At 57.9% G+C, this 25420-nt stretch carries 29 protein-coding genes; 20 read left to right on the top strand and 9 right to left on the bottom strand.

Translation table 11 applies throughout. The features are described 5' to 3' along the window. Window positions 1-2 precede the first annotated feature (2 nt). Window positions 3-1106 (bottom strand): DNA polymerase III subunit beta, encoded by a 1104-nt coding sequence (gene dnaN / locus BMZ23_RS07060; protein ID WP_093474639.1) that lies wholly within the window; start codon window positions 1104-1106, stop codon window positions 3-5. A 53-nt stretch (window positions 1107-1159) separates the two neighbouring features. Continuing rightward, window positions 1160-2641, bottom strand: coding sequence for a chromosomal replication initiator protein DnaA (gene dnaA, locus BMZ23_RS07055; RefSeq protein WP_093474636.1), 1482 nt, complete (start codon window positions 2639-2641; stop codon window positions 1160-1162). A gap of 574 nt (window positions 2642-3215) precedes the next feature. Between dnaA and rpmH the strand changes: the two genes are divergently transcribed. The 20 genes from rpmH to BMZ23_RS06955 all read left to right on the top strand — a co-directional run bounded on the left by rpmH (window position 3216) and on the right by BMZ23_RS06955 (window position 21047). Next, window positions 3216-3350, top strand: coding sequence for a 50S ribosomal protein L34 (gene rpmH, locus BMZ23_RS07050; RefSeq protein WP_093474634.1), 135 nt, complete (start codon window positions 3216-3218; stop codon window positions 3348-3350). Between the two features lie 13 nt (window positions 3351-3363). Further along, entirely contained in the window at window positions 3364-3747 is a 384-nt protein-coding gene (gene rnpA / locus BMZ23_RS07045; protein ID WP_093474631.1) for a ribonuclease P protein component, read from the top strand. Between the two features lie 4 nt (window positions 3748-3751). Continuing rightward, entirely contained in the window at window positions 3752-4009 is a 258-nt protein-coding gene (gene yidD, locus BMZ23_RS07040) for a membrane protein insertion efficiency factor YidD (RefSeq protein ID WP_093474628.1), read from the top strand. Next, window positions 4006-5694 (top strand): membrane protein insertase YidC, encoded by a 1689-nt coding sequence (gene yidC, locus BMZ23_RS07035; RefSeq protein WP_093474625.1) that lies wholly within the window; start codon window positions 4006-4008, stop codon window positions 5692-5694. Before yidD ends, yidC begins: the two co-directional genes overlap by 4 nt. A gap of 61 nt (window positions 5695-5755) precedes the next feature. Next, window positions 5756-7123 carry a tRNA uridine-5-carboxymethylaminomethyl(34) synthesis GTPase MnmE gene (gene mnmE, locus BMZ23_RS07030; protein ID WP_093474621.1) on the top strand — a complete coding sequence of 456 codons (1368 nt, stop codon included), beginning with the start codon at window positions 5756-5758 and terminating at the stop codon, window positions 7121-7123. Between the two features lie 409 nt (window positions 7124-7532). Next, window positions 7533-9431 carry a tRNA uridine-5-carboxymethylaminomethyl(34) synthesis enzyme MnmG gene (gene mnmG / locus BMZ23_RS07025; protein ID WP_093474618.1) on the top strand — a complete coding sequence of 633 codons (1899 nt, stop codon included), beginning with the start codon at window positions 7533-7535 and terminating at the stop codon, window positions 9429-9431. Window positions 9432-9433: 2 nt separating this feature from the next. Further along, on the top strand, window positions 9434-10075 hold the full coding sequence (gene rsmG / locus BMZ23_RS07020; protein WP_093474615.1) for a 16S rRNA (guanine(527)-N(7))-methyltransferase RsmG: 642 nt from the start codon (window positions 9434-9436) through the stop codon (window positions 10073-10075). Window positions 10076-10090: 15 nt separating this feature from the next. Further along, window positions 10091-10885 carry a ParA family protein gene (locus tag BMZ23_RS07015; RefSeq protein WP_093474612.1) on the top strand — a complete coding sequence of 265 codons (795 nt, stop codon included), beginning with the start codon at window positions 10091-10093 and terminating at the stop codon, window positions 10883-10885. 16 nt (window positions 10886-10901) lie between these two features. After that, a complete protein-coding gene (locus BMZ23_RS07010; RefSeq protein WP_093474609.1) occupies window positions 10902-11762 on the top strand; it encodes a ParB/RepB/Spo0J family partition protein in 861 nt (286 codons plus the stop codon). A gap of 192 nt (window positions 11763-11954) precedes the next feature. Next, entirely contained in the window at window positions 11955-12359 is a 405-nt protein-coding gene (locus BMZ23_RS07005; RefSeq protein WP_093474606.1) for a F0F1 ATP synthase subunit I, read from the top strand. A gap of 14 nt (window positions 12360-12373) precedes the next feature. Further along, window positions 12374-13189, top strand: a complete 816-nt coding sequence (gene atpB / locus BMZ23_RS07000; protein WP_093474603.1) for a F0F1 ATP synthase subunit A — start codon at window positions 12374-12376, stop codon at window positions 13187-13189. A gap of 68 nt (window positions 13190-13257) precedes the next feature. Next, window positions 13258-13497 (top strand): F0F1 ATP synthase subunit C, encoded by a 240-nt coding sequence (atpE, locus tag BMZ23_RS06995; RefSeq protein ID WP_093474600.1) that lies wholly within the window; start codon window positions 13258-13260, stop codon window positions 13495-13497. A gap of 93 nt (window positions 13498-13590) precedes the next feature. Next, window positions 13591-14061: a F0F1 ATP synthase subunit B gene (locus tag BMZ23_RS06990; protein WP_093474597.1), complete on the top strand. Its 471-nt coding sequence runs from the start codon at window positions 13591-13593 to the stop codon at window positions 14059-14061. A 12-nt stretch (window positions 14062-14073) separates the two neighbouring features. Beyond that, window positions 14074-14610, top strand: coding sequence for a F0F1 ATP synthase subunit delta (locus BMZ23_RS06985; RefSeq protein WP_093474594.1), 537 nt, complete (start codon window positions 14074-14076; stop codon window positions 14608-14610). A 15-nt stretch (window positions 14611-14625) separates the two neighbouring features. Continuing rightward, complete coding sequence (gene atpA, locus BMZ23_RS06980; protein WP_093474591.1) at window positions 14626-16170, top strand: F0F1 ATP synthase subunit alpha; 1545 nt, start codon at window positions 14626-14628, stop codon at window positions 16168-16170. Between the two features lie 71 nt (window positions 16171-16241). Continuing rightward, window positions 16242-17105 (top strand): F0F1 ATP synthase subunit gamma, encoded by an 864-nt coding sequence (gene atpG, locus BMZ23_RS06975; RefSeq protein WP_093474588.1) that lies wholly within the window; start codon window positions 16242-16244, stop codon window positions 17103-17105. A 35-nt stretch (window positions 17106-17140) separates the two neighbouring features. Continuing rightward, window positions 17141-18520, top strand: a complete 1380-nt coding sequence (gene atpD / locus BMZ23_RS06970) for a F0F1 ATP synthase subunit beta (RefSeq protein WP_093474585.1) — start codon at window positions 17141-17143, stop codon at window positions 18518-18520. Window positions 18521-18563: 43 nt separating this feature from the next. Continuing rightward, window positions 18564-19007: a F0F1 ATP synthase subunit epsilon gene (locus tag BMZ23_RS06965; protein ID WP_093474582.1), complete on the top strand. Its 444-nt coding sequence runs from the start codon at window positions 18564-18566 to the stop codon at window positions 19005-19007. A gap of 202 nt (window positions 19008-19209) precedes the next feature. After that, window positions 19210-20574 (top strand): bifunctional UDP-N-acetylglucosamine diphosphorylase/glucosamine-1-phosphate N-acetyltransferase GlmU, encoded by a 1365-nt coding sequence (gene glmU / locus BMZ23_RS06960; RefSeq protein WP_093474579.1) that lies wholly within the window; start codon window positions 19210-19212, stop codon window positions 20572-20574. 86 nt (window positions 20575-20660) lie between these two features. Then, the gene (locus BMZ23_RS06955) at window positions 20661-21047 is read left to right on the top strand and encodes a DUF192 domain-containing protein (RefSeq protein WP_093474576.1); all 387 of its coding nucleotides are present in this window, start codon (window positions 20661-20663) and stop codon (window positions 21045-21047) included. Here the strand turns inward: BMZ23_RS06955 and BMZ23_RS06950 are convergent. The 7 genes from BMZ23_RS06950 to BMZ23_RS06920 all read right to left on the bottom strand — a co-directional run bounded on the left by BMZ23_RS06950 (window position 21041) and on the right by BMZ23_RS06920 (window position 25306). Continuing rightward, entirely contained in the window at window positions 21041-21415 is a 375-nt protein-coding gene (locus BMZ23_RS06950) for a hypothetical protein (protein ID WP_093474573.1), read from the bottom strand. The genes BMZ23_RS06955 and BMZ23_RS06950 overlap by 7 nt on opposite strands. A gap of 25 nt (window positions 21416-21440) precedes the next feature. Beyond that, window positions 21441-22406, bottom strand: a complete 966-nt coding sequence (locus BMZ23_RS06945) for a CobW family GTP-binding protein (RefSeq protein ID WP_093474571.1) — start codon at window positions 22404-22406, stop codon at window positions 21441-21443. Window positions 22407-22445: 39 nt separating this feature from the next. After that, window positions 22446-22811 (bottom strand): DUF3301 domain-containing protein, encoded by a 366-nt coding sequence (locus BMZ23_RS06940; RefSeq protein ID WP_093474568.1) that lies wholly within the window; start codon window positions 22809-22811, stop codon window positions 22446-22448. Beyond that, window positions 22808-22960 (bottom strand): diguanylate cyclase domain-containing protein, encoded by a 153-nt coding sequence (locus tag BMZ23_RS06935; RefSeq protein WP_093474737.1) that lies wholly within the window; start codon window positions 22958-22960, stop codon window positions 22808-22810. Before BMZ23_RS06935 ends, BMZ23_RS06940 begins: the two co-directional genes overlap by 4 nt. A gap of 112 nt (window positions 22961-23072) precedes the next feature. Beyond that, on the bottom strand, window positions 23073-23768 hold the full coding sequence (tsaA, locus tag BMZ23_RS06930; protein ID WP_093474565.1) for a tRNA (N6-threonylcarbamoyladenosine(37)-N6)-methyltransferase TrmO: 696 nt from the start codon (window positions 23766-23768) through the stop codon (window positions 23073-23075). Beyond that, a complete protein-coding gene (locus BMZ23_RS06925) occupies window positions 23765-24694 on the bottom strand; it encodes an alpha/beta fold hydrolase (protein WP_093474562.1) in 930 nt (309 codons plus the stop codon). The genes tsaA and BMZ23_RS06925 overlap by 4 nt, the downstream gene beginning before the upstream one ends. An 87-nt stretch (window positions 24695-24781) precedes the next feature. Then, window positions 24782-25306, bottom strand: a complete 525-nt coding sequence (locus BMZ23_RS06920; RefSeq protein WP_093474559.1) for a DUF3299 domain-containing protein — start codon at window positions 25304-25306, stop codon at window positions 24782-24784. Window positions 25307-25420: the final 114 nt, after the last annotated feature.

Genomic DNA, 25420 nt, shown 5'->3' with positions numbered 1-25420 from the left:
GATCAGAGGCGCATGGGCATCACAACATATACGCTGTCGTCGGACTCTGCATCCTGCACCAGGGCACTGCTATTGGCATCAGCCAGCGTCATCTTGATATTTTCCCTGTCAAGCACGTTCATCACGTCCAGCAGGTAGCTGACATTGAACCCAATCTCGAGCGCACTACCCTGATAATCAACAGCCAGTTCTTCCTCAGCTTCTTCCTGCTCAGGGTTGTTGGCTTGCAGACGCACAAGATTGTCGGAAAGCATCAAGCGGATGCCACGGTACTTTTCATTAGAAAGGATTGCTGCCCGGCTCAGTGCATTACGCAGATCAAGACGATCAGCAAGCACTATCTTGTCACCACCGCGCGGCAGCACACGTTCATAATCCGGAAACTTTCCTTCAACCAGTTTTGAGGTGAAGGTGAAATCACTGGTAGTAACTCTCAGGTGATTGCTACCCAGGGTGATGGTTACCAATTCGTCCACCTCGCCAAGAAGACGGGACAGTTCGAGAATACCTTTACGCGGGACAATTACCTGGTAGCGCTCCTGGTGATCGATATCCGCCTGCATGGTAGACATTGCCAGGCGGTGACCGTCTGTAGCAACACCGCGCAGACTACCCTGATTCATCTCAAGCAGCATGCCGTTCAGGTAATAACGGACGTCCTGTTGCGCCATGGCAAAGGACACCTTGTCTATAAGACGACGCAGTTTCACCTGGCTGACATTGAAGCGCATGGCAGGAGCACTTTCATCAATGCTCGGGAAATCAGTCGCTGGCAGTGTGCTCAGGGTGAAACGGCTGCGGCCCGAGCGAACCAGTGCCTTGCCGTCTTCGATACGCACGGTCAACACGGCAGATTCCGGCAGTGATTTACAGATATCCATCAGCTTGCGCGCTGGAAGGGTAATCTCGCCATCTTCGGCAGCATCTTCCAGGCCTATCCTGCCAATCAGCTCAACCTCAAGATCGGTACCGGTCAGGGACAAACGATCGCCGTCAACTACCAACAATACGTTGGATAGCACCGGTAGTGTCTGACGACGTTCAACCACCCCGGCGACCAGTTGCAGGGGTTTCAACAAAGCTTCGCGCTCAATGGTGAATTGCATAGTCTTCCTTCGACCTCGTGCAGTATGGCCGCTGGCCGGACCGCTCACCCCGATCAGGTAGTGAGGGTCCGCAGCAGGTTCTTGTAGTCTTCTCTGATATCCGCATCCGATTCACGCAATTCGGCAATCTTGCGGGTGGCATGCAGTACCGTGGTGTGATCTCGTCCGCCAAAGGCATTACCTATCTCGGGCAGGCTATGGTTGGTAAGTTCCTTGGACAGTGCCATGGCCACCTGTCGAGGCCTGGCCACCGAACGCGAACGCCGTTGTGATAACAAATCGGCAATCTTGATCTTGTAATACTCGGCGACCGTGCGCTGGATGTTATCAATGCTGACCAGCTTGTCCTGCAATGCCAGCAGGTCTTTCAGCGATTCACGGATCAGCTCGATGGTAATGTCACGGCCCATGAAGTGTGCACTGGCGATGACTCGCTTGAGTGCACCCTCCAGTTCGCGCACGTTGGAGCGGATACGCTGGGCAATAAAGAAGGCGGCGTCCGGCGGCAGATCGATGCGGGACTGCTCGGCCTTCTTCATCAGAATCGCCACCCGGGTTTCCAGCTCAGGCGGTTCCACCGCGACTGTCAGGCCCCAGCCAAAACGGGATTTCAGTCGCTCCTCCAGTCCGTCGATTTCCTTGGGGTAACGGTCACTGGTAAGAATCACCTGTTGGCCGCCCTCAAGCAGGGCATTGAAGGTGTGAAAAAATTCTTCCTGAGATCTTTCCTTCTTGGCAAAGAACTGGATGTCGTCGATCAACAGGGCGTCTACCGTGCGGTAGTAACGCTTGAAATCGTTAATGGCGTTCATCTGCAACGCCTTGACCATATCAGCCACGAAACGCTCTGAGTGCAAATACACGATCCTCGCTGAAGGATTCTTTTTCAGCAGGTGGTTCCCCACGGCATGCATGAGGTGCGTTTTACCCAGACCTACACCGCCATACAGGAAAAGCGGGTTATAGCCATGTTTGGGGTTGTCTGCGACTTGCCAGGCGGCTGCCCGTGCCAGCTGGTTTGACTTACCCTCAACAAAGGTGTCGAAGGTGAAGCTTTTATTCAGGTAACTGGTGTGCTTGATATGTGGCGTTCCACTGGCAGCGTCTTGTGCCTCCTGACTGCCGGCGGGCTGCGTTACATCAACTGAACGGTCATCTGCTGCCGGTATCTGGGGCTGAAAGCTCTGCGCCGTTATTTGTGCCCTGGGGCTGGCCTGGGGACGGCTTTCAGGCGCTGCAGGAGCGACACTACTGCGCGAAGCGGCAGCAACGGCTGCCGGAACCGTAGTACGCCGACTGCCGATCAACAGCGTGAGCAGAGGGGCCTGTCCCTGCGACAGATCCTCCAGCAGTTCCTGGATCCGATTCAGGTATTTGTCGTTGACCCAGTCAAGCACAAAACGATTGGGGGCATACAGACGCAGCTCCTGGCTGTCGGCCTCGGCTTGCAACGGACGAATCCATGTATTGAATTGCTGGGACGGAAGCTCATCACGCAGAAAATCAACACATTGCTGCCAGAGTTCGATGGACACACTCAACCTCGCCTGATGAATTCCGTTGTCGGTTACAGCACCGCGCCCCATGCGCGACAACCCCGGGAACAAGGCAGCCATTCTACCGGTAAATACCTTACTTATCCACATTCACGGGTACCCGCAAGACCCGATACATCCAGCGAGAATCACTGCCACTCATTCGGAAAATTCATCCAAACGCCCAGCCATAAAGGCTGTGGAGAAGCAACCATGAGGCTTGTGGGCAACCTGCCGTGCGACCGGTGGATAAAACAGGTTGTGGATATGTAGCAACATTATCCACAGGAAGCGCACCTATCCGTAAACAGCCTGCACACAGCAAGCCAACAGACTTGCCGAACGCCAAGAGGCATGTATACCGCTGGATTGCCGATTCCATGCACAGAAAAGCGCTGCCTAATCATCATTACAAATTCTATCTTTCAATACTTTCTTCATGTGTATTGATTCAATCAGGAAAGTGTCTGGCGGCATGTAAATCAAATTGACCGCAGCCTGGCTTTTCTCTAGAATTGCCGGTCCCTTGAAAGGGCTCATTGGCTCTTAACGTGAAACTCTCAGGTATCTGAAGATGAAAAGAACTTTCCAACCCAGCGTACTGAAGCGCAAGCGCAACCACGGTTTCCGTGCCCGCATGGCCACCAAGAACGGTCGTCAGGTCCTGGCCCGTCGCCGCGCGAAAGGCCGCCAGCGTCTGTCTGCCTGATCCGGATCTGCGGGTGGATCTCGGCTTCGGCCGTCAGTACCGGCTGCTGACGCCTGCCCACTTCAAGCGGGTATTTGACGGAGCCACCTGCAAGGCATCAGGTCCCGGCATACTGTTGCTGGCCAGACACAATGATCTGGAGCATGCACGGCTGGGACTGGTGATAGCCAGGAAAAGTGTTCGCCACGCGGTTGATCGCAATCGAATCAAGCGTGTGGCACGTGAGTCCTTCCGGCACACGCGTGCCGAACTGGGCAACATCGACATTGTTGTTCTGGCCAGAAAAGGTCTCGGCGAACTTGATTCGGCGGCGTTACATACCCTTTACGGGCAATTGTGGCGCCGCCTGATCAAGGCGGCTGACAAGCATTCCTCTCGCACAACCGGACACCCATGATCCCATGCGTAGTATCGCGCTCGGACTGATCAAGGTTTACCGCTACGCCATCAGTCCAATGATGGCCAGTCATTGCCGTTTCTATCCCAGCTGCTCCTGTTATGCCCAGGAGGCCATTGAACAACATGGCCTGCTCAGGGGTGGATGGCTCAGTGTGCGCCGACTGGGCCGCTGTCACCCGTGGAATCCCGGTGGCTACGATCCGGTTCCTCTCGCTGAAAACACCGACAAAACCTCCTCCCGGATGGCTGATAAACCATGAATATCCAACGTTACCTTCTGCTGATTGCCCTGTTCGTCATCGGCTACATGATGATCTACCAGTGGAATCAGGATTATGGCCAGACACCACTGACCGAACCCGATCAGGTCAGCAGCCAGCAGGTTATGCAGACTGCCGACATACCGGATATGAGCACTGGTGACCTGGCTGATGATCTGCCGCAGGCTGTTCCCGGTACTGACCGTCAGGTAGTAGCCAGCGACGCTGTGGAAACGGCGAGCAACGGGCTGATCAGCGTTGAAACCGATAGTCTGCTGGTCCGAATCAACCCGCTTGGTGGTGATATCGTCTCCCTGAGTCTTCCGGGGTATCCGCAGCGCAAGGATCGTCCTGATCTGCCATTCCAGCTGCTTAGCGAAAATGCCGAGCGTACCTACGTTGCAATGAGCGGGCTGATTGGTAGCGATGGTCTGGATGCACGGGCTTCGGGACGCCCCTTGTTCACCAGCAGCAGCAGTGAATACCGTCTGGCAGATGGCGAGCAGCAACTGGTGGTTGATCTGCATTACAGTGCCGAGCAAATCAACTACGTAAAGCGTTTCACCTTTACCCGTGGCGACTTTCTGGTGGGCGTCGAGTACATCATCGACAACCAGAGTGATCGTACCTGGAATGGTGCGCTGTTTGGCCAGATCAAGCGCGATGACAGCCGCGATCCCTCCAGCACCGGTGCTACCGGTATGGCCACTTACCTGGGTGGTGCCTACTGGAGTGAGGATGGTTCCTATACCAAACTGACCGTCAAAGACATGCAGAAAGCCAACCTGTCGACCAGTGTCGAGGGTGGCTGGTTGGCCTGGTTGCAACACTACTTTGTCAGCGCCTGGATACCTTCGGCTGAGCAGACCCACAAGTATTCAAGTCGACAAGACAGGCAGGGCAACTACATTCTCAGCTTTGTCAGCCCGGAAGCCAGAGTCGCTGCCGGTGAACAAGCCGTTCTGCGTGCTGACTTCTACGGTGGTCCAAAGATCCAGAGCCGTCTGAAGGAAATCTCCCAGGGTCTGGAGCTGACCGTCGATTACGGCTTCCTCTGGTGGATTGCCCAGCCGCTGTTCTGGGTGCTCAGCATCATCCACAGCTTTGTCGGCAACTGGGGCTGGTCAATCATCCTGCTGACCGTTCTGATCAAGCTGGTGTTCTTCCCGCTGTCAGCCACCAGCTACCGGTCAATGGCCAACATGCGCCGGGTCGGACCCAAGCTGCAGGCCTTGCGTGAGCAGCACGGTGAAGATCGGCAGAAAATGTCACAGGCGATGATGGAGCTGTACAAGAAAGAAAAAATCAATCCGCTGGGTGGCTGTCTGCCGATTCTGGTACAGATGCCGGTATTCATTGCGCTGTACTGGGTGCTGATGGAAAGCGTCGAGATGCGCCAGGCTGAATGGATGTTCTGGATCACCGACCTGTCGCTGAAGGATCCCTACTTCGTGCTGCCAATCCTGATGGGTGCCAGCATGTTCGTGCAACAGATGCTCAACCCGACCCCGCCAGACCCGATGCAGGCACGGGTAATGAAGATGCTGCCGCTGATCTTCACCGTGTTCTTCTTGTGGTTCCCCTCCGGCCTGGTGCTGTACTGGGTGGTCAACAACGTTCTGTCGATCGGGCAACAGTGGTACATTACCCGACAGATCGAAGGCGCAGCCGCGAAAAAGGACTGAGCCACACTGAACTGACGCAAACGCCCCGATCACGGGGCGTTTTGCCATCTGGAGAATCCCCATGAGCCGATACCACAGCGACAGCATTGCCGCGATTGCCACCGCCCGCGGCCAGGGTGGTGTCGGCATCGTCAGGGTCTCCGGGCCGGCCGCACTGGACGTTGCCAGACAGCTTGGGCGCCTTGAACCGAAACCCCGGCATGCCCATTACGGCCCTTTCTGGGACGGCCCGCAAGTCATCGACCAGGGACTCTTGCTGTATTTCCCCGGCCCGCATTCCTTTACCGGTGAAGATGTACTGGAACTGCACGGGCATGGCGGCCCTGTGGTAATGGACATGTTGCTGCGTGCCTGTCTGGGCTGTGGTGTGCGTCTGGCACGTCCTGGCGAGTTCAGCGAACGGGCCTTTCTGAATGACAAGCTTGATCTGGCCCAGGCCGAGGCGATTGCCGACCTGATCGAAGCCAGCTCGGAACAGGCGGCGCGCAACGCCGTGCAATCGCTGCAGGGTGCCTTCTCGCGACGGATCCAGACCCTTACCGAGGCACTGATCAGTCTGCGTATCCATGTCGAGGCAGCGATTGACTTTCCCGAGGAGGAAATCGACTTCCTTGCTGATGGTCATGTGCTTGGTCAATTGCAGGGAATCCGTACACAACTGGCCCAGGTACAGCGCGAGGCCGGACAGGGCGCCCTGTTACGCGATGGCATGAATGTGGTGATCGCCGGACGGCCGAATGCCGGTAAATCCAGCCTGCTGAATGCCCTGGCCGGCAAGGACAGCGCGATAGTCACCGACATTGCCGGTACTACCCGCGATATCCTGCGCGAACATATCCAGATCGACGGCATGCCGCTGCATATCATCGATACCGCCGGCCTGCGGCATACCGAGGACCTGGTGGAACAGATCGGTGTGCGCCGGGCGATGGATGCGATAGCCGAAGCCGATCGCATCCTGCTGGTGCTGGATGCCAGCCAGCCGGAGGCGCGCAACCCGGACAGCCTGTGGCCGGAATTCATCGAGCAGCACCCGGACCCGGCAAAAATAACCCTGATCTTCAACAAGGCTGACCTCAGTGGTGATGAAATCAGCCTGCAGACAGCCAATGACGGCAGCGTCAGTCTGCACCTGAGTGCCCGCAGCGGCGAGGGTATCGAATTGCTGCGCGAACACCTGAAGCACTGCATGGGTTACCAGCAAAGCGCCGAAAGCCTGTTCAGTGCACGTCGTCGTCACCTCGATGCACTACAGCGTTGCGCAGGTCTGCTGCAGCATGGCGAACAGCAGCTTACCGAGCTGGGCGCCGGTGAACTGCTCGCCGAAGACCTGCGCATGGCTCAGCAGTGCCTGGGAGAAATCACCGGTGAATTCAGTGCTGACGACCTGCTGGGGCGCATTTTCTCGAGTTTCTGCATCGGCAAATAAACCTGTTTGTGCAGCCTGAGCCCTGTGGACAACCACCGTACAAGCCTGTCCGCAAGGCTGTGCAGGAAACCGGGGATTTCCTCCCTGTGGACAAAGCCACCAGTTATGCACAGGAATAGAGGCCTGCTACCCACCGTTGGCACACCCTTTCCCAACAACCTTATGCTTCTTCCAATTGTCTGAAATTATTGGATTTTCCATGGTTTTCCACAGAAAACAGACTGACCATATACAAGATCTATAAAAAAGGTTTTAAAACCTCTTTGAATAAATTCTGTGTATAGTCCGCCACCCCGTGCGATGCAGACTGTTCACTTTATGATCAGTTTACGGCTGCAATTTCCCTGCTTGGGGCCTATAATCAACGGCTTTTTCCGAATTTCGTCCGAAGCGGACACCGAGGTGTGAAGTGGATTATCCGAGTCGTTTTGACGTGATCGTGGTAGGTGGCGGCCATGCCGGTACCGAAGCAGCGCTGGCTGCTGCGCGTATGGGGGTGAAAACCCTGCTGCTCAGCCACAACGTCGAAACCCTCGGACAAATGAGCTGCAACCCGGCGATTGGCGGCATCGGCAAAAGCCATCTGGTCAAAGAAGTCGATGCCTTGGGCGGCGCCATGGCGCATGCCACCGACCGTGCCGGTATCCAGTTCCGCGTGCTGAACAGCCGCAAGGGGCCGGCAGTCCGCGCCACCCGCGCCCAGGCAGACCGCGTGCTGTACAAGGCTGCTATCCGCCAGATGCTGGAAAACCAACCGAACCTGTGGATCTTCCAACAGGCCTGCGATGACCTGATCGTTGAACAGGAGCAGGTACGTGGCGTGGTTACCCAGATGGGCCTGCGTTTTGTCGCGGACAACGTGGTACTGACCGCCGGCACTTTCCTTGGCGGACGCATCCATATTGGTCTGGACAATTACTCTGGCGGTCGGGCCGGTGATCCGCCGGCGATTGCCCTGGCGCAGCGCCTGCGTGAACTGCCATTGCGGGTTGACCGACTGAAAACCGGTACACCGCCGCGTATCGATGGCAAGAGCGTGGATTTTTCCCGGATGACCGCACAGCCTGGCGATACGCCCTTACCGGTGATGTCCTTCATGGGCTCGGTGGATGAACATCCCGAGCAGGTCAATTGCTGGATCACCCATACCAACGAACGCACCCACGAGATCATCCGCAACAACCTGGATCGCTCACCCATGTACACAGGCGTGATCGAGGGTATCGGGCCGCGCTACTGCCCGTCGATTGAGGACAAGATCCACCGCTTTGCCGACAAGGACAGCCATCAGGTATTTATCGAGCCGGAAGGCTTGACCACCCATGAACTGTACCCGAACGGCATCTCCACCTCTTTGCCCTTCGATGTGCAGCTGCAGGTGGTGCGTTCCATTCAGGGCATGGAAAACGCGCACATCCTGCGCCCCGGCTACGCCATTGAATACGATTTCTTCAATCCCCAGGACCTCAAGTATTCACTGGAAACCAAAGTGATTGACGGCCTGTTCTTTGCCGGACAGATCAATGGTACGACAGGCTACGAGGAGGCGGCTGCGCAGGGTTTGCTGGCCGGCCTGAATGCCGCACGCCGGGCCCGTGAGCAGGACGCCTGGTGCCCGCGGCGTGACGAGGCTTATATCGGCGTGCTGGTGGATGACCTGATCAGCCACGGTACCCGTGAACCCTACCGCATGTTTACCTCGCGCGCGGAATACCGGCTGGTACTGCGTGAGGACAATGCCGATCTGCGCCTGACTGAACAGGGCCGTGCCCTCGGTTTGATCGATGATGCGCGCTGGGCCGCCTTCTGTGCCAAGCGCGAAGCCATCGAACTGGAAACCCAACGCCTGCGCAGCAGCTGGGTGCAACCCGGTACAGCTGCAGCAGAGGCATTTGCCGCGCGCTATGGCACTGCACTGACCCGCGAATACAACCTGCTGGATCTGCTGCGCCGGCCTGAGGTGGATTACCCGGGACTCTGTGAAACCACAGACAGCCAGCCAATCGATGCGGCGGTGGCTGAACAGGTGGAAATCCAGGCTCGCTACGCCGGCTATATCGAACGCCAGCAGGAAGAGATTGATCGCCTGCGGCTGCACGAGGCCACCCGATTACCCGATGACCTCGATTATCAGAGCCTCAGCGGGCTGTCGAACGAAATCCGCATCAAGCTGGAAAGTGCCCGCCCGCAAACCCTCGGCCAGGCCTCGCGGATTCCAGGAGTTACCCCGGCAGCGGTCAGCCTGTTGCTGGTACACCTGAAAAAGCGCAATGCGCTGGGTGGCAGTCAACTGGCGCAGGAGGCCTGACCATGCAGGATTTTGAAGCCCAACTGGTTAGTGGTGCCAGCGCATTGGGTATCAGGCTGGAGCCTGTGCAACAGAAACAGCTGCTTGACTACCTGGTCTTGCTGAACAAGTGGAACAAGGCCTATAACCTGACCGCTGTCCGTGACCCGCAAGAAATGCTCAGTCGGCACCTGCTCGACAGCCTGAGTATTTTGCCGTTTGTACACGCTGGAAACTGGCTGGATGTTGGCAGCGGCGGCGGCATGCCGGGCATCATCCTGGCCATCATGTTTCCTGATAGTCACTTTACCCTGCTCGATAGCAACGGAAAGAAAACCCGTTTTCTGACCCAGGTGCGTCTGGAGCTGGGACTGGACAACCTCGCTGTGGTGAATGCGCGGGTTGAAGCCTTTCGTGGCGAGCAACCCTGGGACGGCATTGTCTCCAGGGCTTTCAGTTCGTTAACGGATTTTGTTCAGCTTACCCGCCATCTGGGCAACGCACGCACACGCTGGCTGGCAATGAAAGGCCGTTATCCCGACGATGAGCTGGAAGCATTGCCGGTAGATTTCAGACTGCTGGAAAGCCATCAGTTGCAGGTACCCGGTTGTACCGGTAGCCGTCATGTGTTGATACTGGCGCAGGTCGAAGGCAACAGACCCTAAACACAGGAGAGCAGCGTGGCCAAGGTACTGGCAATCGCCAACCAGAAAGGCGGAGTAGGCAAGACCACCACCAGCATCAATCTGGCTGCCTCGCTGGCGACAACCCGGCGCAAGGTGCTGCTGATTGATCTGGACCCGCAGGGCAACGCCACCATGGGCAGTGGCGTAGACAAGGCCGATCTTGAGTATTCGGTGTATGAATTGCTGACCGGGCAATGCACTTTGCAACAGGCGCTGCGCAAGACCGGCAAAGCCGGATTTGACCTGCTGCCGGCAAATTCGGATCTGACTGCTGCAGAAGTTGAGTTGCTGGATATGACCCGGCGAGAGCAGCGGTTGCGTGATGCCCTGGCGGACGTGCGCGAACGTTATGACTACATCATCATCGACTGTCCGCCCTCGTTGAACATGCTGACTGTCAACGGTCTGGTGGCCGCCGACAGTGTGATCATTCCCATGCAGTGCGAGTATTACGCGCTTGAAGGATTGTCGGCCCTGGTGAAAACCATTCAGCGTATTGGCCAGACGCTGAATCCTTCGCTGCAGATCGAAGGCCTGTTGCGGACCATGTACGACCCGCGCAACAGCCTGACCCAGGATGTGTCGGCACAACTGGCCGAGCACTTCGCTGACAAGCTGTACAAGACGGTAATTCCACGCAACGTACGGCTGGCAGAAGCACCCAGCCACGGATTGCCAGCGTTGCTCTACGACAGACAGTCGCGCGGTGCCGAAGCCTATCTGGCATTGGCTGGCGAACTGGTTCGACGCAACAGGTTGGCTGCCAGACAGGCGGCCACAGCTAACTGATAACAAGGATTGAGGCATGGCGGCAAAGAAACGCGGCTTGGGACGGGGACTCGATGCACTGCTTGGCCAGTCGGCGGCACGCAGTACAGATCCGACCGGCGAGGACGGACAATTGCGCGAATTGCCGGTGGACCTGATCCAGCGTGGCAAATACCAGCCGCGTCGCGACATGGACCCGCAGGCACTTGAAGAACTGGCCGGTTCGATCCGTGCCCAGGGTGTCATGCAGCCGATAGTGGTGCGCCCGATCGGCGAAGGCCGCTACGAGATTATTGCTGGCGAACGGCGTTGGCGCGCCACCCAGCAGGCCGGGCTGGACCGGATTCCGGCGGTGGTACGTGAAGTGCCAGACGAAGCAGCGATTGCCATGGCGCTGATCGAGAATATCCAGCGCGAGGATCTCAATCCAATCGAAGAAGCCATGGCCCTGCAACGACTGCAACAGGAATTCGAGCTGACCCAGCAGCAGGTGGCCGATGCAGTTGGCAAATCACGCGTCAGTGTGACCAATCTGCTGCGCCTGATGGCGCTACCGGACGAAGTAAAGCTGTTGCTGGAACGGGGTGACCTGGAGATGGGGCATGCCCGTGCCTTGCTTGGATTGCCACTGGAGCAGCAAGCCGAGGCTGCGCGTCAGGTGGTTGCGCGGGCAATGACGGTACGGCAGACCGAGGCGCTGGTACGCCAGTGGCTGAATCCGCGACCGGCACCCAGTGAAAAACGCAGTCATCCGGATATCCAGCGTTTGCAACAGGATTTGTCCGAGCGCCTTGGAGCAGAGGTTCAGATACGCCATGGCAACAAGGGCAAGGGAAAACTGGTCATCAGTTACAGCTCGCTGGACGAGCTGGATGGCGTGTTGATGCACATCAAGTGAATGTTGCAGGGAAATCACAGCGATATTGGTCGCGGGGATTACCCATGAAGGGGGAGAACCGTCGGGAATTCTGCCTTTGCGGTTGAACCCGGGGGTTATTCCCCATATACTCCACGCGCAATTTTGTCGGGTGAAATGCACCAGATTGTTGCGCAGAGCGACCCACGCGGAAGTGTCTGCAGGAAGAAACCGATGAATGCGAGAATGCCCAACAGGGTCCCCTTTCACCGGTTGCCGGCGTTTGCTGTGTTGCGCTGGCAGGCTCTGGTTGTGTTGGTCGTTGCACTGATCCTGTGGTTTTACCAGGGTCGAATTGCCGGATATTCCGGCCTGTTGGGTGGACTGATTGCCATTGTCCCCAACGCCTATTTTATCTACCGCGCCTTTCGCTACAGCGGTGCGCGGTCGGCTCGAGCTGTCGTCAGCGAAATATTTGCAGGCGAAGCTGGAAAACTGGTTATGACGGCAGTGCTCTTTGTGCTGTTGTGGGTGGGTGTAAGGCCGCTTGAGGCTGGCGCTGTATTTGCCGGATTCCTCGCTGCCGTGGCTGTTTCAGCCTGTACACCACTAATCGTCAAAGGCTTTCCAAAGCATTAGCGTTTGAGGCAAACATGGCAAACACATCGGCTGAATACATTCAGCATCACTTGCAGAACCTGGTTTATGGCGCCCATCCTGAAAAGGGCTGGATCCTTGCACAAACCCCTGAAGACGTCGCCCAGATGGGCTTCTGGGCTGTGCACGTGGACACCCTCGGCTGGTCGTTGTTCATGGGTATCATTTTTATCACCCTGTTCCGTATGGTAGCCAAGCGTGCAACCGCCGGTGTTCCCGGCAAACTGCAGAATGTGGTGGAAATGACCGTGGACTTTGTCCAGGGCATGGTCAAGGACACCTTCCATGGCCGTAGTCCGATTATCGGACCCTTGGCGCTGACCATCTTCGTCTGGATTCTGCTGATGAATTCGCTGAAGTGGCTGCCGGTTGATTACATCCCCGGTCTGGCGCATGCCCTCGGCCTTGAATACTTCAAGATTGTTCCCACCGCAGACCCCAACGGCACCTTCGGCATCTCGCTGGGCGTGTTCGTGCTGATCATTTTCTACAGCTTCAAGGTCAAGGGTACCGGTGGTTTCCTCAAGGAACTGTCCTTCACCCCGTTCAACCACTGGTCGCTGGTGCCGTTCAACCTGTTCCTGGAAATTCTCGGCCTGCTGACCAAGCCGCTCAGCCTTGCGCTGCGTTTGTTCGGCAACATGTATGCCGGCGAAGTCGTGTTCATTCTGATCGCGCTGCTGCCGTTCTACATCCAGTGGGGCCTGTATGTGCCATGGGCGATCTTCCATATTCTGGTGATTCCGCTCCAGGCCTTCATCTTCATGGTACTGACGATCGTGTATCTCAGTGCTGCGCATGAAGACCATTGATGAGACACCAACGGTTCTGTCAACCAAACCTTAACTGCAACTCAACCTTGTAAACTTCAGGAGTATTTATGGAACTCGTAATCATCGCTGCCGCCATCATCATTGGTCTGGGCGCTCTGAGCACCGGTATCGGCTTCGCCCTGCTGGGTGGCAAGCTGCTGGAATCCACTGCCCGTCAGCCGGAACTGGCTCCGCAGCTGCAAACCAAGACCTTCATCATGGCCGGTCTGCTTGACGCCGTTCCGATGATCGGTGTTGGTATCGCGATGTACCTGATCTTCGTTGTTGCCCCTGGCCTGGCTGGTTGATTCGACGATTTCCTCGCTGGCAGGGCACCCATGGGCGCCCTGCCAGCATTTTCGTCATCACCGCAACAACGAAATAGCATGAGGTAAATCGCAGTGAACATTAATCTGACGCTGTTTGGTCAAACGATTGCCTTCGCTATTTTTGTCTGGTTCTGCATGAAGTTCGTATGGCCGCCGATTACCGCAGCCATGGCCGAACGCCAGAAAAAAATCGCCGAAGGTCTCGATGCGGCCGGTCGTGCTCAGCGTGACCTGAGCCTGGCCCAGGAAAAAGCTACCAACACTCTGCGTGAAACCAGGGATCAGGCGGCCCAGATCCTGGACAAGGCGAACAAGAACGCCAACCAGATCATCGAAGAAGCCAAGCAGCAGGCCCGCGCCGAAGGTGAACGCCTGGTAGTTGCCGCCAAGGCTGAAATCGAGCAAGAAGTGAATCGTGCCAAGGAACAACTGCGTGCCGAGGTTGCCGTTCTGGCAATCAAGGGTGCCGAGCAGATCCTGCAGTCCGAGGTTGATTCCAAGGTCCATTCTGAGCTGGTCGAAAAACTGGCCTCACAACTCTAAGCGAGGCGAGCGATGGCTACCAACAACACGCTGGCTCGGCCTTACGCAAAAGCTGCATTCGAACATGCATCTGCGAGCTCTGCCCTGGATGCCTGGTCCGGCATGCTGGGACTGGCAGCAGCGGCGGCGAACAATGAAGTTTTTGCCCAGAGGGTAAGCAACCCGGCTCTGACCCGTGAGCAGAAGGCTAATGACCTGCTCATGGTGTGCGAAGGTCGTATTGACGAGGCGTTCGGCAACTTTGTCCGGACCCTGGCCGAAAACGATCGTCTGCCATTGATCCCGGTAATCGCCGAGCTCTACGAGCAATTCAAGGCGGAGCACGATCGCAGCATTGCAGTCGAGGTGGAGTCCGCTTTCGAGCTCAATGACGATCAACTGAAAACACTGTCGACCGCGCTGAGCAAGCGGCTGGATCGCACAGTAACGCCCCAAGTACGCATCAACCCGGCGCTGATTGGCGGTGTGGTGGTGCGCGCGGGTGACCTGGTCATCGACGGTTCGGTACGCGGCAAACTTGCCAAGCTGGCCGAAACGTTGAAATCCTGATTTGAGGGACATGGCATGCAGCAACTGAATCCTTCCGAAATTAGCGAAATCATCAAGCAGCGCATCGAGAACCTCGATGCCAGCTCCATGGCTCGCAATGTCGGCACCATCGTCAGCGTATCTGACGGTATCGTTCGCATCCACGGCCTGGCCGATGTGATGTACGGCGAAATGATCGAATTCCCCGGTGGCGTTTACGGTATGGCACTGAACCTGGAGCAGGACTCCGTCGGTGCAGTGGTACTGGGTGACTACCTGGGCCTGGCCGAGGGCATGACTGCCCAGTGTACCGGTCGTATTCTGGAAGTGCCGGTAGGTCCGGAGCTGCTGGGTCGCGTCGTTGACGCCCTGGGTAACCCGATCGACGGCAAGGGTGTGATTAACGCCACTGCTACCGACGCTGTTGAAAAGGTAGCTCCGGGCGTGATCTGGCGTAAGTCGGTCGACCAGCCGGTACAAACCGGCTACAAGTCGGTTGACGCTATGATCCCGATTGGCCGTGGCCAGCGCGAGCTGATCATCGGTGACCGTCAGACCGGCAAGACCGCCATGGCGGTTGACGCGATCATCAACCAGAAGGGCTCAGGCATCAAGTGTATCTACGTCGCCATTGGTCAGAAGCAGTCGACCATCGCCAACGTGGTACGCAAGCTCGAAGAGCACGATGCCCTGGCGCACACCGTAGTGGTAGCGGCATCGGCTTCCGATCCGGCGGCCCTGCAGTTCCTGGCTCCCTATGCCGGCTGCACCATGGGTGAATACTTCCGTGACCGTGGCGAAGACGCGCTGATCATTTATGACGATCTGTCCAAGCAGGCTGTGGCCTACCGTCAGATCTCCCTGCTGCTGCGCCGCCCGCCGGGCCGTGAAGCCTATCCCGGTGACGTGTTCTATCTCCACAGCCGTCTGCTCGAGCGCGCTTCGCGTGTATCCGAGGACTACGTCGAGAAGTTCACCAACGGTGAAGTGAAGGGCAAGACCGGCTCGCTGACCGCGCTGCCGATCATCGAAACCCAGGCCGGTGACGTTTCCGCCTTCGTACCGACCAACGTGATTTCGATCACTGACGGTCAGATCTTCCTTGAGTCCAACCTGTTCAATGCGGGTATCCGTCCGGCGGTCAACGCCGGTATCTCGGTATCCCGTGTCGGTGGTGCGGCCCAGACCAAGATCATCAAGAAGCTGTCCGGCGGTATCCGTACCGCGCTGGCCCAGTACCGTGAACTGGCGGCTTTTGCCCAGTTCGCCTCGGACCTGGACGAAGCTACCCGCAAGCAGCTGGAGCATGGTCAGCGCGTCACCGAGCTGATGAAGCAGGACCAGTATGCGCCGATGTCGATCGCCGAAATGGCCATCAGCATCTATGCCGCGGAAAAGGGCTTCCTGACCGATGTCGAACTGAACAAGGTAGGTGCCTTCGAGAAGGCGTTGCTGGCCTGGTTCAAGCGCGAAAAGGCGGATCTGCTGAAGCAGATCAACCAGAGCGGCGACTACAACGACGAGATCGAGGCCGGTATCAAGTCTGGCATCGAAAACTTCAAGGCAACCCAAAGCTGGTAAGCCGAGTGCGGGGCATGCGTGCATGCCCCGCTTCGTGCCTCCCGGCCAAGGGCTAACCTGAAAGGTGTGACATGGCAGGCGCAAAAGAGATTCGCACCAAGATTGCGAGTATTAAAAGTACGCAAAAGATCACCAGCGCCATGGAAAAGGTGGCGGTCAGCAAGATGCGCAAGGCACAACAGCGCATGTCTGCAAGCCGTCCCTACGCCGAGCGTATCCGGCAGGTGATCGGCCATCTGGCCAATGCCAACCCCGAATACCGTCATCCGTTCATGCTGGAGCGTCCGGTCAAGCGGGTTGGTTATATCGTGGTCAGTACCGACCGTGGCCTCTGTGGCGGCTTGAACACCAACCTGTTCAAGGCGCTGGTACAGAGCATGAAGGAATGGCGCAACCAGAACGTGGAAAACGACCTCTGCGTGATTGGAACCAAGGGTGCCAGCTTCTTCCGCAGTTTTGGCGGCAATGTAGTGGCAGCGATCAGTCATCTGGGTGAAGACCCGTCGGTGAACAATCTGATCGGCAGCATCAAGGTGATGCTGGATGCCTATCATGAAGGCCGTATCGATCGCCTGTATCTGGTGTCCAATGGTTTCGTCAATACCATGGTGCAGCAGCCGAAGGTCGAACAGCTGATCCCGCTGGTTGCTTCCGAGAATCTCGGAGAGAAACAGCAGCGTTGGGATTATGTCTACGAGCCGGACGCGCGGCTGTTGCTGGATGGTCTGCTGACTCGCTATATCGAGTCGCAGGTGTACCAGTCGGTGGTCGAGAACAATGCCTGTGAACAGGCAGCGCGGATGATCGCAATGAAGAACGCGACTGACAATGCCGGTGAGCTGATCAACAATCTGCAGCTTATCTACAACAAGGCACGTCAGGCTGCGATCACCCAGGAAATTTCGGAAATCGTCGGCGGCGCCGCCGCGGTTTAACGGTCAAGGTTTCAAATTTCGAGAGGAACCAACTAATGAGTAGCGGACGTATCGTTCAAATCATCGGCGCTGTTATCGACGTGGAATTTGCCCGCGAAGACGTGCCGAAGGTGTATGACGCCCTGCTGGTATCCGCCAACGAGGGTCTGACCCTGGAAGTCCAGCAGCAGCTGGGTGATGGCGTGGTGCGTACCATTGCAATGGGTACCACCGAGGGTCTCAAGCGTGGCCTGGAAGTCACCAATACCGGCAAGGCAGTTTCGGTACCGGTGGGCATCAAGACTCTGGGTCGTATCATGGATGTTCTTGGCAATCCGATCGATGAGGCTGGCCCCATCGGTGAGGAAGAGCGTTGGGAAATCCATCGCAAAGCGCCGTCCTATGCTGAACAATCAGGCTCCAACGAGCTGCTGGAAACCGGCATCAAGGTAATTGATCTGATGTGCCCGTTTGCCAAGGGCGGCAAGGTGGGTCTGTTCGGTGGTGCCGGTGTAGGCAAGACCGTTAACATGATGGAGCTGATCCGTAACATCGCCATCGAGCACAGCGGTTATTCCGTATTTGCCGGTGTGGGTGAGCGGACTCGTGAAGGTAACGACTTCTATCACGAGATGAAGGACTCCAACGTACTGGACAAGGTAGCCCTGGTTTACGGTCAGATGAACGAGCCGCCGGGCAACCGTCTGCGTGTGGCCCTGACCGGTCTGACCATGGCCGAGAAGTTCCGTGACGAAGGCCGTGACGTACTGTTGTTCATCGACAACATCTACCGTTACACCCTGGCCGGTACCGAAGTATCTGCACTGCTCGGCCGTATGCCGTCGGCAGTAGGTTACCAGCCGACCCTGGCTGAAGAGATGGGCGTTCTGCAGGAGCGTATCACCTCCACCAAGACCGGCTCCATCACCTCGATCCAGGCCGTATACGTACCTGCGGACGACCTGACCGACCCGTCGCCAGCCACTACCTTCGCCCACCTGGATGCGACCGTGGTACTGTCCCGTGACATCGCTTCGCTGGGTATCTACCCGGCAGTAGATCCGCTGGATTCCAGCAGCCGTCAGCTGGATCCGCTGGTTATCGGTCAGGAGCACTACGATACTGCCCGTGGTGTCCAGTATGTTCTGCAGCGCTACAAGGAGCTGAAGGACATCATTGCCATTTTGGGCATGGACGAACTGTCCGAAGAAGACAAGCAACTGGTGGCTCGCGCACGTAAGATGCAGCGCTTCCTGTCCCAGCCGTTCTTCGTGGCCGAGGTCTTCACCGGTGCACCGGGCAAGTACGTACCGCTGAAAGAAACCATCAGTGCCTTCAAGGGCATTCTCGACGGCGAATATGATCACCTGCCAGAGCAGGCGTTCTACATGGTCGGCACCATCGACGAAGCAATCGAGAAAGCGAAGAAAATGTAATGGGTAGCGCCCGCGCAGGCGGGCGCAAAACCGAGGCAAGATTATGGCTATGACAGTGCACTGCGATATCGTCAGCGCGGAAGAAGAGCTGTTCTCCGGTCTGGTCGAGATGGTCGTGGCCCATGGCAACATGGGTGATCTGGGCGTTCTGCCCGGTCACACGCCGCTGCTGACCGACCTCAAGCCGGGCCCGGTTCGGGTGATCCGCCAGGATGGTACTGAAGAGGTGTATTACATCTCCGGTGGCTACCTGGAAGTTCAGCCGAACATGGTCAAGGTGCTTGCCGACACGGCTATCCGTGCCGGTGACATCGACGAGGCGGCTGCCATCGAAGCCAAGAAGGCTGCGGAAAAGGCCCTCAACGAGAAAGGCGCCGAGTTCGACTACGGTTCGGCCTCTGCCCGTCTCGCCGAAGCCGCCGCCCAGCTTCGCACCGTGCAGGAACTTCGCAAGAAATACGGCGGACCGGCGCTCAATAACCGGTAAGTCGCGAAAAAGGCAGCCTTGGCTGCCTTTTTCTTTAGCGGCAAGCTATAAGCCTCGAGCTGTAAGCTGACCGGGTTCCCGGATATCTTTCTGTTTATTCAGACAATCCATTTGACCCCGACCGCACAAACATCATCCTGATTACGCTTGCAGCTTTGCTATCATTCCTCCCCAGCTTCCTCTATCTGCGAAAGGACCTCCGATGAATCTTCATGTTGTCATTCTTGCCGCCGGACAAGGTACCCGCATGCGTTCCGCGCTGCCCAAAGTGCTGCATCCGGTGGCTGGCAAGCCGATGCTTGGGCATGTAATGGATGCGGCGCGGGCCTTGGCACCGCAGAAGATACATGTGGTCATTGGGCATGGTGCCGGGCAGGTGCGCGAACAACTGGATGCCGCGGATGTGAACTGGGTACTGCAAAGTGAACAGCTTGGTACCGGACATGCTGTGGCCCAGGCGCTGCCGCATATCCAGGCAGCGGACCAGTTACTGGTGCTCTACGGTGATGTGCCGTTGCTGCGTGTTGAATCCCTGCAGCGGCTCAGTGCACAAGCAGGGAATGACAAGCTGGGCCTGTTGACCGTGGATATGCGGGATCCGACTGGTTATGGGCGGATTGTGCGTGATGCGGGTGGGGCTGTGCGGGCGATTGTTGAGCAAAAGGATGCCTCCCCAGAGCAGTTACGAATCCATGAGGGCAATACCGGCATCATGGCGATTCCTGGCCGGTATGCCGGCGATTGGTTAAATGCACTGTCGAATGACAATGCCCAGGGTGAGTATTACCTCACTGATGTTGTGGCAATGGCAGTGAACTCCGGGACCAGTGTGGTGGTTGCCCAACCCGGTGACGAGGAAGAGGTAATGGGTGCCAACAACCGCCAGCAGTTGGCGGTACTGGAACGGGTCTATCAGCAGCGGATGGCCGACGCTGTCATGCTGCAAGGAGTAACGCTGCTGGATCCGTCACGTTTTGATGTGCGCGGAGAACTGACGGTCGGCCGGGATATCCTGATTGACGTCAATGTAGTCATCGAAGGTCAGGTAAGCATTGCCGATGGGGCCAGTATTGGCCCCAACTGTGTGTTGAAGAACTGCAGCATTGGTGCGGGCGCACGTATTCATGCGTTCAGTCATGTCGAAGGGGCGCAGATAGGCGCCGAGTGTGATGTCGGCCCCTATGCCCGTCTGCGGCCGGGAACCCGGTTGCAGGAGAAAGCCCGGATCGGCAATTTCGTCGAAACCAAGAAAGCCGATGTGGGTGCCGGAGCCAAGATCAATCACCTGTCCTATGTGGGCGACGCCGATGTGGGTGCCGGCGCCAATATTGGCGCCGGCACCATCACCTGCAACTATGATGGTGTGAACAAGTTTCGTACCGAGATTGGTGCCGGTGCCTTTATCGGTTCGAACACCGCGCTGGTGGCCCCGGTGATAGTGGGTGAGGGAGCGACAACCGCTGCCGGCTCGGTCATTACCCAGACTGTCGAGGCTGGTGCACTGGCTGTCGGACGTGCCCGCCAGCGCAATATTGCCGGCTGGAAACGGCCGGAAAAGCAGGCTTGAAATCTGTGCGGGGGTTGATCAGCGGGGTTGCCCTGTGGTGCACGCTGGCATTTGTGTCATGTGTTCACGCAGCTCAGCCGGAGCGCATGCAACTGATGCTTGGCGGTCAGCTGTTTGATCTCGAACTGGTGAATGACCCCGACAGTCGCCGCCAGGGTTTGATGGGACGCGAAACACTGGCAGCCGATAGCGGCATGCTGTTTGACTTCCCCGAGGGCACTCGGCCGGCGATCTGGATGCGTAATATGCTGATCAGTCTGGATCTGCTGTATGTGGATGCCGAGGGCGTGGTGCGCCAGCTGTTTATCGAGGTTCCGCCTTGCCTGAAGATGCCTTGTCCGGTCTATCAGGCGCAGCAGCCGCTGCGCTTCGTGCTGGAGTTGCCGGCCGGCAGCATAAGTCGGTTGGGTATCGGGGTTGGCGACCGTCTGGCGCTGGACCCACTTCTGCAGCAGGCGCCGCCAGCCTATTGAGGCTGCTGTGCTTCAGGTTCCAGCCAGCTGCCCTGGCTGTGCTGTTCACACCAGACTTTCAGGTAGGGTGCGTCATCCGGATCACTGTAGTAGTGAATCGACTGATGGTAGGCAACACCTTCACTGCTGGCCTGCTGACAAATTCCATAGGCGCCGTCAGGGCAACTCTCTAGCATGTCGACCCTGAATTCACGCTGGTGAATCTGCGGTTGGCAGAAGCTGTCACGGAACAGCTGAGGCGGAATACTCAGGTTCTGCTGGCACATGCGAATGGCTACCCCGTCATCTGTCGACTCGATCAGGCAGGCCTCGGCCAGCAACAGGCGCGGTAACAGGCACAGCAGCAGGATGCAGAGGGGCAGACGCATGGCAGGCTCCGAAAAAGAGCCTACCTTACTGGCTGATCAGGGCCTTCCGCAAGCCGGCATCGAGCTGCTCGGCATGCTCGCGCAGGTCACCCCCGAGCAGCTCAATACGGCTGTCTTCACGTGCTGCCAGCGGTTGCCAGGGCAGGCCGCTGCCCGGTAATGCATTCAGGCTCTGCCAACCCTGATCGGTATGCACCACCGCCTTGGCGCGCAACCAGCCACTGCTGCCCAGCCAGTCGTTCAGGCGTGCCTGGCTAAAGCAATGCCCGGCGGCGATGCGCCAGGCCAGACTCTCGGCAGATGACAGCTGTTGCCAGTCGCTTGCTGGTTGCGTCTGCACAGCCGGAAGTATCAGCGGCAGGGCTGTCGGGCTGCGCGAGGTGGTTTGCGCAGGGCTGTCAGGCAGTTGCCCCAGGGCTATCTGTGAATGGCTGCAGAACAGCGCTGGCAGTGCAGGCAAGCGCTGTTGCAGCTGCCGGCGCTGCGCTGGATCGAGTGTTTCTGCCTTGTTGATCAGCAGCAGCCCGGCCTGTGGCAGTACATCCTGCTGGGACTCCGGCAGTGGTTGGCCGGACAGCAGAGCCGGCCCATCAACCACCATCAGCAGTGGCTGCAGCCTGAGTACCTTGTCCCACGGCGGCTGCGTCAGTTGTTTCAGCAGTGGTTGCGGATGGCCGAGGCCGGACAGCTCGATAAACAGCCGCTGCGGACGTGCGCGGCGCAGCAGCCGTGTCAGTCCCACCTGCAGTGGCAGGCCATTAACACAGCAGATGCAGCCGCCGGGAATCTCGGCAAGCTGCACGCCTTCGGCCTGCGGCCCAAGCAGGGCGGCATCCACGCCCAGCTGACCAAACTCGTTGATCAGGATGGCCCATTGTTCACCGGCCGGTCGCTGGGCCAGCAGGGCTCGCAGCAGGCTGGTTTTGCCAGCGCCGAGGGGGCCTGCGATCAGCCAGGCAGGAATATCATGCAGAGGCTCAGCGGGAGGCATCGTCGGGTTCCACGTGGAACGAATGGGTCGGCAGTCTGATCAATGCAGGCGCACCACCTTGTGGCTGTCATCCTCGGGCGGGCCACCGGGAAACGGGTGGGGTGCCAGCTCGATGCGCAGCAGACGATTGCCATGCAGTTCGATAAAGCCGGTGTAACGGCGCTCGCCGGTAACGGTAAATTCGAAAATATAGCGCCGCACCAGGTTGATACGTCCCGCGCCATCACGGGCAATACGCAAGCGACTCAAGGCAATGCTCTCATCCAGCAGCTGCACGTCAGCCTTGTTGCAGTGCTGGCGGACCTGCGCCAGAGCACGGTCACGCAGCCCAAGTCCGCGCCAGATCCAGTACAGCAGCAGGGCGGCGAGCATCAACAGCACTACATGGCCCAGGGAAAAATTCATGCGTTGTCGTTCTCCATCTGGACACTCCACAACTCCAGCCGGTTGCGGCCTGCCGATTTGGCCTGGTACAGGGCCTGATCCGCACGGCGGAACAGCGATTCCAGGCTGTCATTGGGCTGCCAGCTGGCAATCCCGGTACTGACGGTGATGCTGAGGCTCTAGCATGGCAAGAGTGGCCTGTTTGGACGTCGCTCGAGTATAGCGGTCGTGGCTTTGTCGATGGTAGCTATGCGCTCGCTGGCAAACGGGCTGGGATGGCGATCAGTTCGGCAACACAGACAGCACGCAAATCCGTTCGGGATCGGGGTAGTGCCAGCGCACATTGATGTCCCAGAAGCGCACGCCGTATTCACGTTCGGGCTCAGGTTGCTGGTAGGCCGGCTTTGGATCCTGCGCCAGACACTGTTCGATCAGTTCCACCAGCGGTTGTTGCAGGCGCCGGGCTTCGGCTTTGGCTTGTTGCAAGGCAGAGGCTGTCCAGTCCACCGGTACTGGCGTGGGAGCCGCCTCGGCCAATGCGTTATGGGCGTGTGGCAGGCTGTCGGCATAGGGGATATAGGGTTTGATATCCAACACCGGGGTGCCGTCGAGCAGGTCCAGCCCGGAAATCAGCAGATGACCCTCGGGGCTGATACCGTCCAGCTGCACTACCGATTGGCCAATCGGATTGGGGCGGTGAGTCGAGCGGCTGGCAAAGACGCCGATACGCTGGTTGCCACCCAGGCGTGGCGGCCGCACCCGCAGGTGCTCAGGGCCGCTGCCGGCGCGGTGGAAGACAAAGAGTACCCAGACATGACTGCTTTGTTCCAGGCCCTGCAACGCCAGTGGCTGGTTGTAGGGGGGATACAGTTCGATATGGCCACGTGCCGCCGGTGCCAGTTGCGGTTGCCGGGGGATGGCAAATTTCTCGTGGAAGCACGAATGCACTGTGCCTATGGCAGCAAACTGGAAGTTCATTGGCTTACCGGTGGAATGCTGTCCGGGTAATCGGGAATGACGAAATGGCTACCACCGGGAACGTCGATCAGTTGCAGATTTTCGGCCTGCTGGGCACTGCTGCGCATGCTGTGCGTATCCAGAATCATGTCGGCATCCGGCACCAGAATCGCACCGCGCCGTACATGCTGGAAAACATCTGTGCCGGTATTGTGTGTCCAGTTATGCATATCACGCAGGTTGGTCAGCATGATCGCTGCATTACGCGGGTTGAAAGGGGTGCCCATGATCAGTTCACGCTTTCGCGGGTTATCCAGCGACCCCCACAGGGGACGGTTACGCGCGTTGATCGGTTGCTGTTGCCATAGTGGCAGCAGGAGCGGCAAAGCCCACAGCAGCAGAGCTGAAAGCTGCATGCGCGGCTTGGCCTGGGGCAGTACCGGAGCCTCCAGTAACACTTCGACGGACTCGAACAGGTCAGGCCGCTGACGCGCGGCCTCAAGCACGACGGCCCCGCCACGGGAGTGGCCGTGCACCCGTATATGCTCGCAACTGCACAGGTGTTGAAGGGCCAGATTGAGCATATGTGCATCGCTGGCGATGGTGCCTGCAGGGTAGTCAGCCGGTTTTGCCCAGTCGGCCTTGCTGAAGCGTGGGTGGTTGACTGGCAGATGATAGTCGCTGCTGGTCAGCAGTATCAGTTCGATATCCGGGTCAGAATAGAACTCGGTGAAATACAGAAAGTTTTCCATAAAGCCGGGCATCACGATCACGCTGGTGTGTGCCTGCGTACAGTGACGTCTGGCAATCGCCGCATTGCCTACCCGGTACAACTCGCCGTTGAAGTCCATGGCCTGCTGCTGGGGAATTTCACGCCGCAACAGCCAGCGGCGCAGGGAAAACAGTACTACGACCAACAATCCGGCCATACCCAGAACAATATCCATTACGACTCCTTGAAAAATCATATCCAGTGGCCAGCATACTGCAGCCTTGCCGTCATGCCAGCACCCAAGCGGGGGAGAGCCTGCAGGTCAGTCCCCGTCGTAGAGCCATACCCGCTGTGCTGTCAGACGATAGCTGGCATCCGCCAGCTCGTTGCTGCTTTGCTCGGTGTGCAACTGGCCACTGACCCAGAAGGCATCGTAAAGACTGTCGATTGCCAGACCCTGTGGATAATCGACCAGTACAATCTGGTTCGGCGGTGGTGGCGGTACATGGATGCAGGCGCCGGCGTAGGGCACCAGAAAGAAACTGGTGTAACGGCCATTGCCATCCTGTTGCAAGGGTACCGGAAAGCCGGCAATACGTACCTGCTGGCCATCCAGTTCGGCAATCACCCGGGTCGAGTACATCACCGCTGGCAGGTTGGCGTCGCTCTGGCGCAGGCTCTGCTCGAAAGTACCGGGGGCTTCCTCGGCCCAGTCATGCTCGATCTCAGGCATATCGAGCAGCGCCTGCAGATCGTCATCGGGCAGCAGATCCAGCCAGTCGAGGGTGCGGGGCTCGGCCAATGCCAGGGTACTCGACAGCATCAGTAGTGGCAGCAGCTTGAGCATGACAGTTCTCTGGGGTGGTTGGCATCGGGTATTTTCCGGTGAAGGACCGGGGTGGGCAAGCACTGGCTGATCTGCGGACATGTCCGGAAACTGTTTGCTTTTGGGGTTTGAGTT

This window comes from Halopseudomonas yangmingensis, assembly GCF_900114825.1.
Taxonomy (GTDB): domain Bacteria; phylum Pseudomonadota; class Gammaproteobacteria; order Pseudomonadales; family Pseudomonadaceae; genus Halopseudomonas; species Halopseudomonas yangmingensis.
Note: the sequence above shows the minus strand (reverse complement) of the source record. Positions and strands in the feature narration are given on the sequence as shown.

Excerpts from the sequence above, each read along its gene's own strand:
- mnmE (WP_093474621.1), top strand. The coding sequence starts at position 5,756 with ATGAGCCGATACCACAGCGACAGCATTGCCGCGATTGCCACCGCCCGC.
- dnaN (WP_093474639.1), bottom strand. The coding sequence starts at position 1,106 with ATGCAATTCACCATTGAGCGCGAAGCTTTGTTGAAACCCCTGCAACTG.
- glmU (WP_093474579.1), top strand. The coding sequence starts at position 19,210 with ATGAATCTTCATGTTGTCATTCTTGCCGCCGGACAAGGTACCCGCATG.
- BMZ23_RS06985 (WP_093474594.1), top strand. The coding sequence starts at position 14,074 with ATGGCTACCAACAACACGCTGGCTCGGCCTTACGCAAAAGCTGCATTC.
- BMZ23_RS06925 (WP_093474562.1), bottom strand. The coding sequence starts at position 24,694 with ATGGATATTGTTCTGGGTATGGCCGGATTGTTGGTCGTAGTACTGTTT.
- rsmG (WP_093474615.1), top strand. The coding sequence starts at position 9,434 with ATGCAGGATTTTGAAGCCCAACTGGTTAGTGGTGCCAGCGCATTGGGT.
- yidD (WP_093474628.1), top strand. The coding sequence starts at position 3,752 with ATGCGTAGTATCGCGCTCGGACTGATCAAGGTTTACCGCTACGCCATC.
- BMZ23_RS07005 (WP_093474606.1), top strand. The coding sequence starts at position 11,955 with ATGAATGCGAGAATGCCCAACAGGGTCCCCTTTCACCGGTTGCCGGCG.
- BMZ23_RS07010 (WP_093474609.1), top strand. The coding sequence starts at position 10,902 with ATGGCGGCAAAGAAACGCGGCTTGGGACGGGGACTCGATGCACTGCTT.
- atpG (WP_093474588.1), top strand. The coding sequence starts at position 16,242 with ATGGCAGGCGCAAAAGAGATTCGCACCAAGATTGCGAGTATTAAAAGT.
- atpB (WP_093474603.1), top strand. The coding sequence starts at position 12,374 with ATGGCAAACACATCGGCTGAATACATTCAGCATCACTTGCAGAACCTG.
- atpD (WP_093474585.1), top strand. The coding sequence starts at position 17,141 with ATGAGTAGCGGACGTATCGTTCAAATCATCGGCGCTGTTATCGACGTG.
- BMZ23_RS06950 (WP_093474573.1), bottom strand. The coding sequence starts at position 21,415 with ATGCGTCTGCCCCTCTGCATCCTGCTGCTGTGCCTGTTACCGCGCCTG.
- BMZ23_RS06965 (WP_093474582.1), top strand. The coding sequence starts at position 18,564 with ATGGCTATGACAGTGCACTGCGATATCGTCAGCGCGGAAGAAGAGCTG.
- yidC (WP_093474625.1), top strand. The coding sequence starts at position 4,006 with ATGAATATCCAACGTTACCTTCTGCTGATTGCCCTGTTCGTCATCGGC.
- tsaA (WP_093474565.1), bottom strand. The coding sequence starts at position 23,768 with ATGAACTTCCAGTTTGCTGCCATAGGCACAGTGCATTCGTGCTTCCAC.
- BMZ23_RS06945 (WP_093474571.1), bottom strand. The coding sequence starts at position 22,406 with ATGCCTCCCGCTGAGCCTCTGCATGATATTCCTGCCTGGCTGATCGCA.
- atpE (WP_093474600.1), top strand. The coding sequence starts at position 13,258 with ATGGAACTCGTAATCATCGCTGCCGCCATCATCATTGGTCTGGGCGCT.
- BMZ23_RS06940 (WP_093474568.1), bottom strand. The coding sequence starts at position 22,811 with ATGAATTTTTCCCTGGGCCATGTAGTGCTGTTGATGCTCGCCGCCCTG.
- rpmH (WP_093474634.1), top strand. The coding sequence starts at position 3,216 with ATGAAAAGAACTTTCCAACCCAGCGTACTGAAGCGCAAGCGCAACCAC.
- BMZ23_RS06955 (WP_093474576.1), top strand. The coding sequence starts at position 20,661 with ATGCAACTGATGCTTGGCGGTCAGCTGTTTGATCTCGAACTGGTGAAT.
- BMZ23_RS06920 (WP_093474559.1), bottom strand. The coding sequence starts at position 25,306 with ATGCTCAAGCTGCTGCCACTACTGATGCTGTCGAGTACCCTGGCATTG.
- atpA (WP_093474591.1), top strand. The coding sequence starts at position 14,626 with ATGCAGCAACTGAATCCTTCCGAAATTAGCGAAATCATCAAGCAGCGC.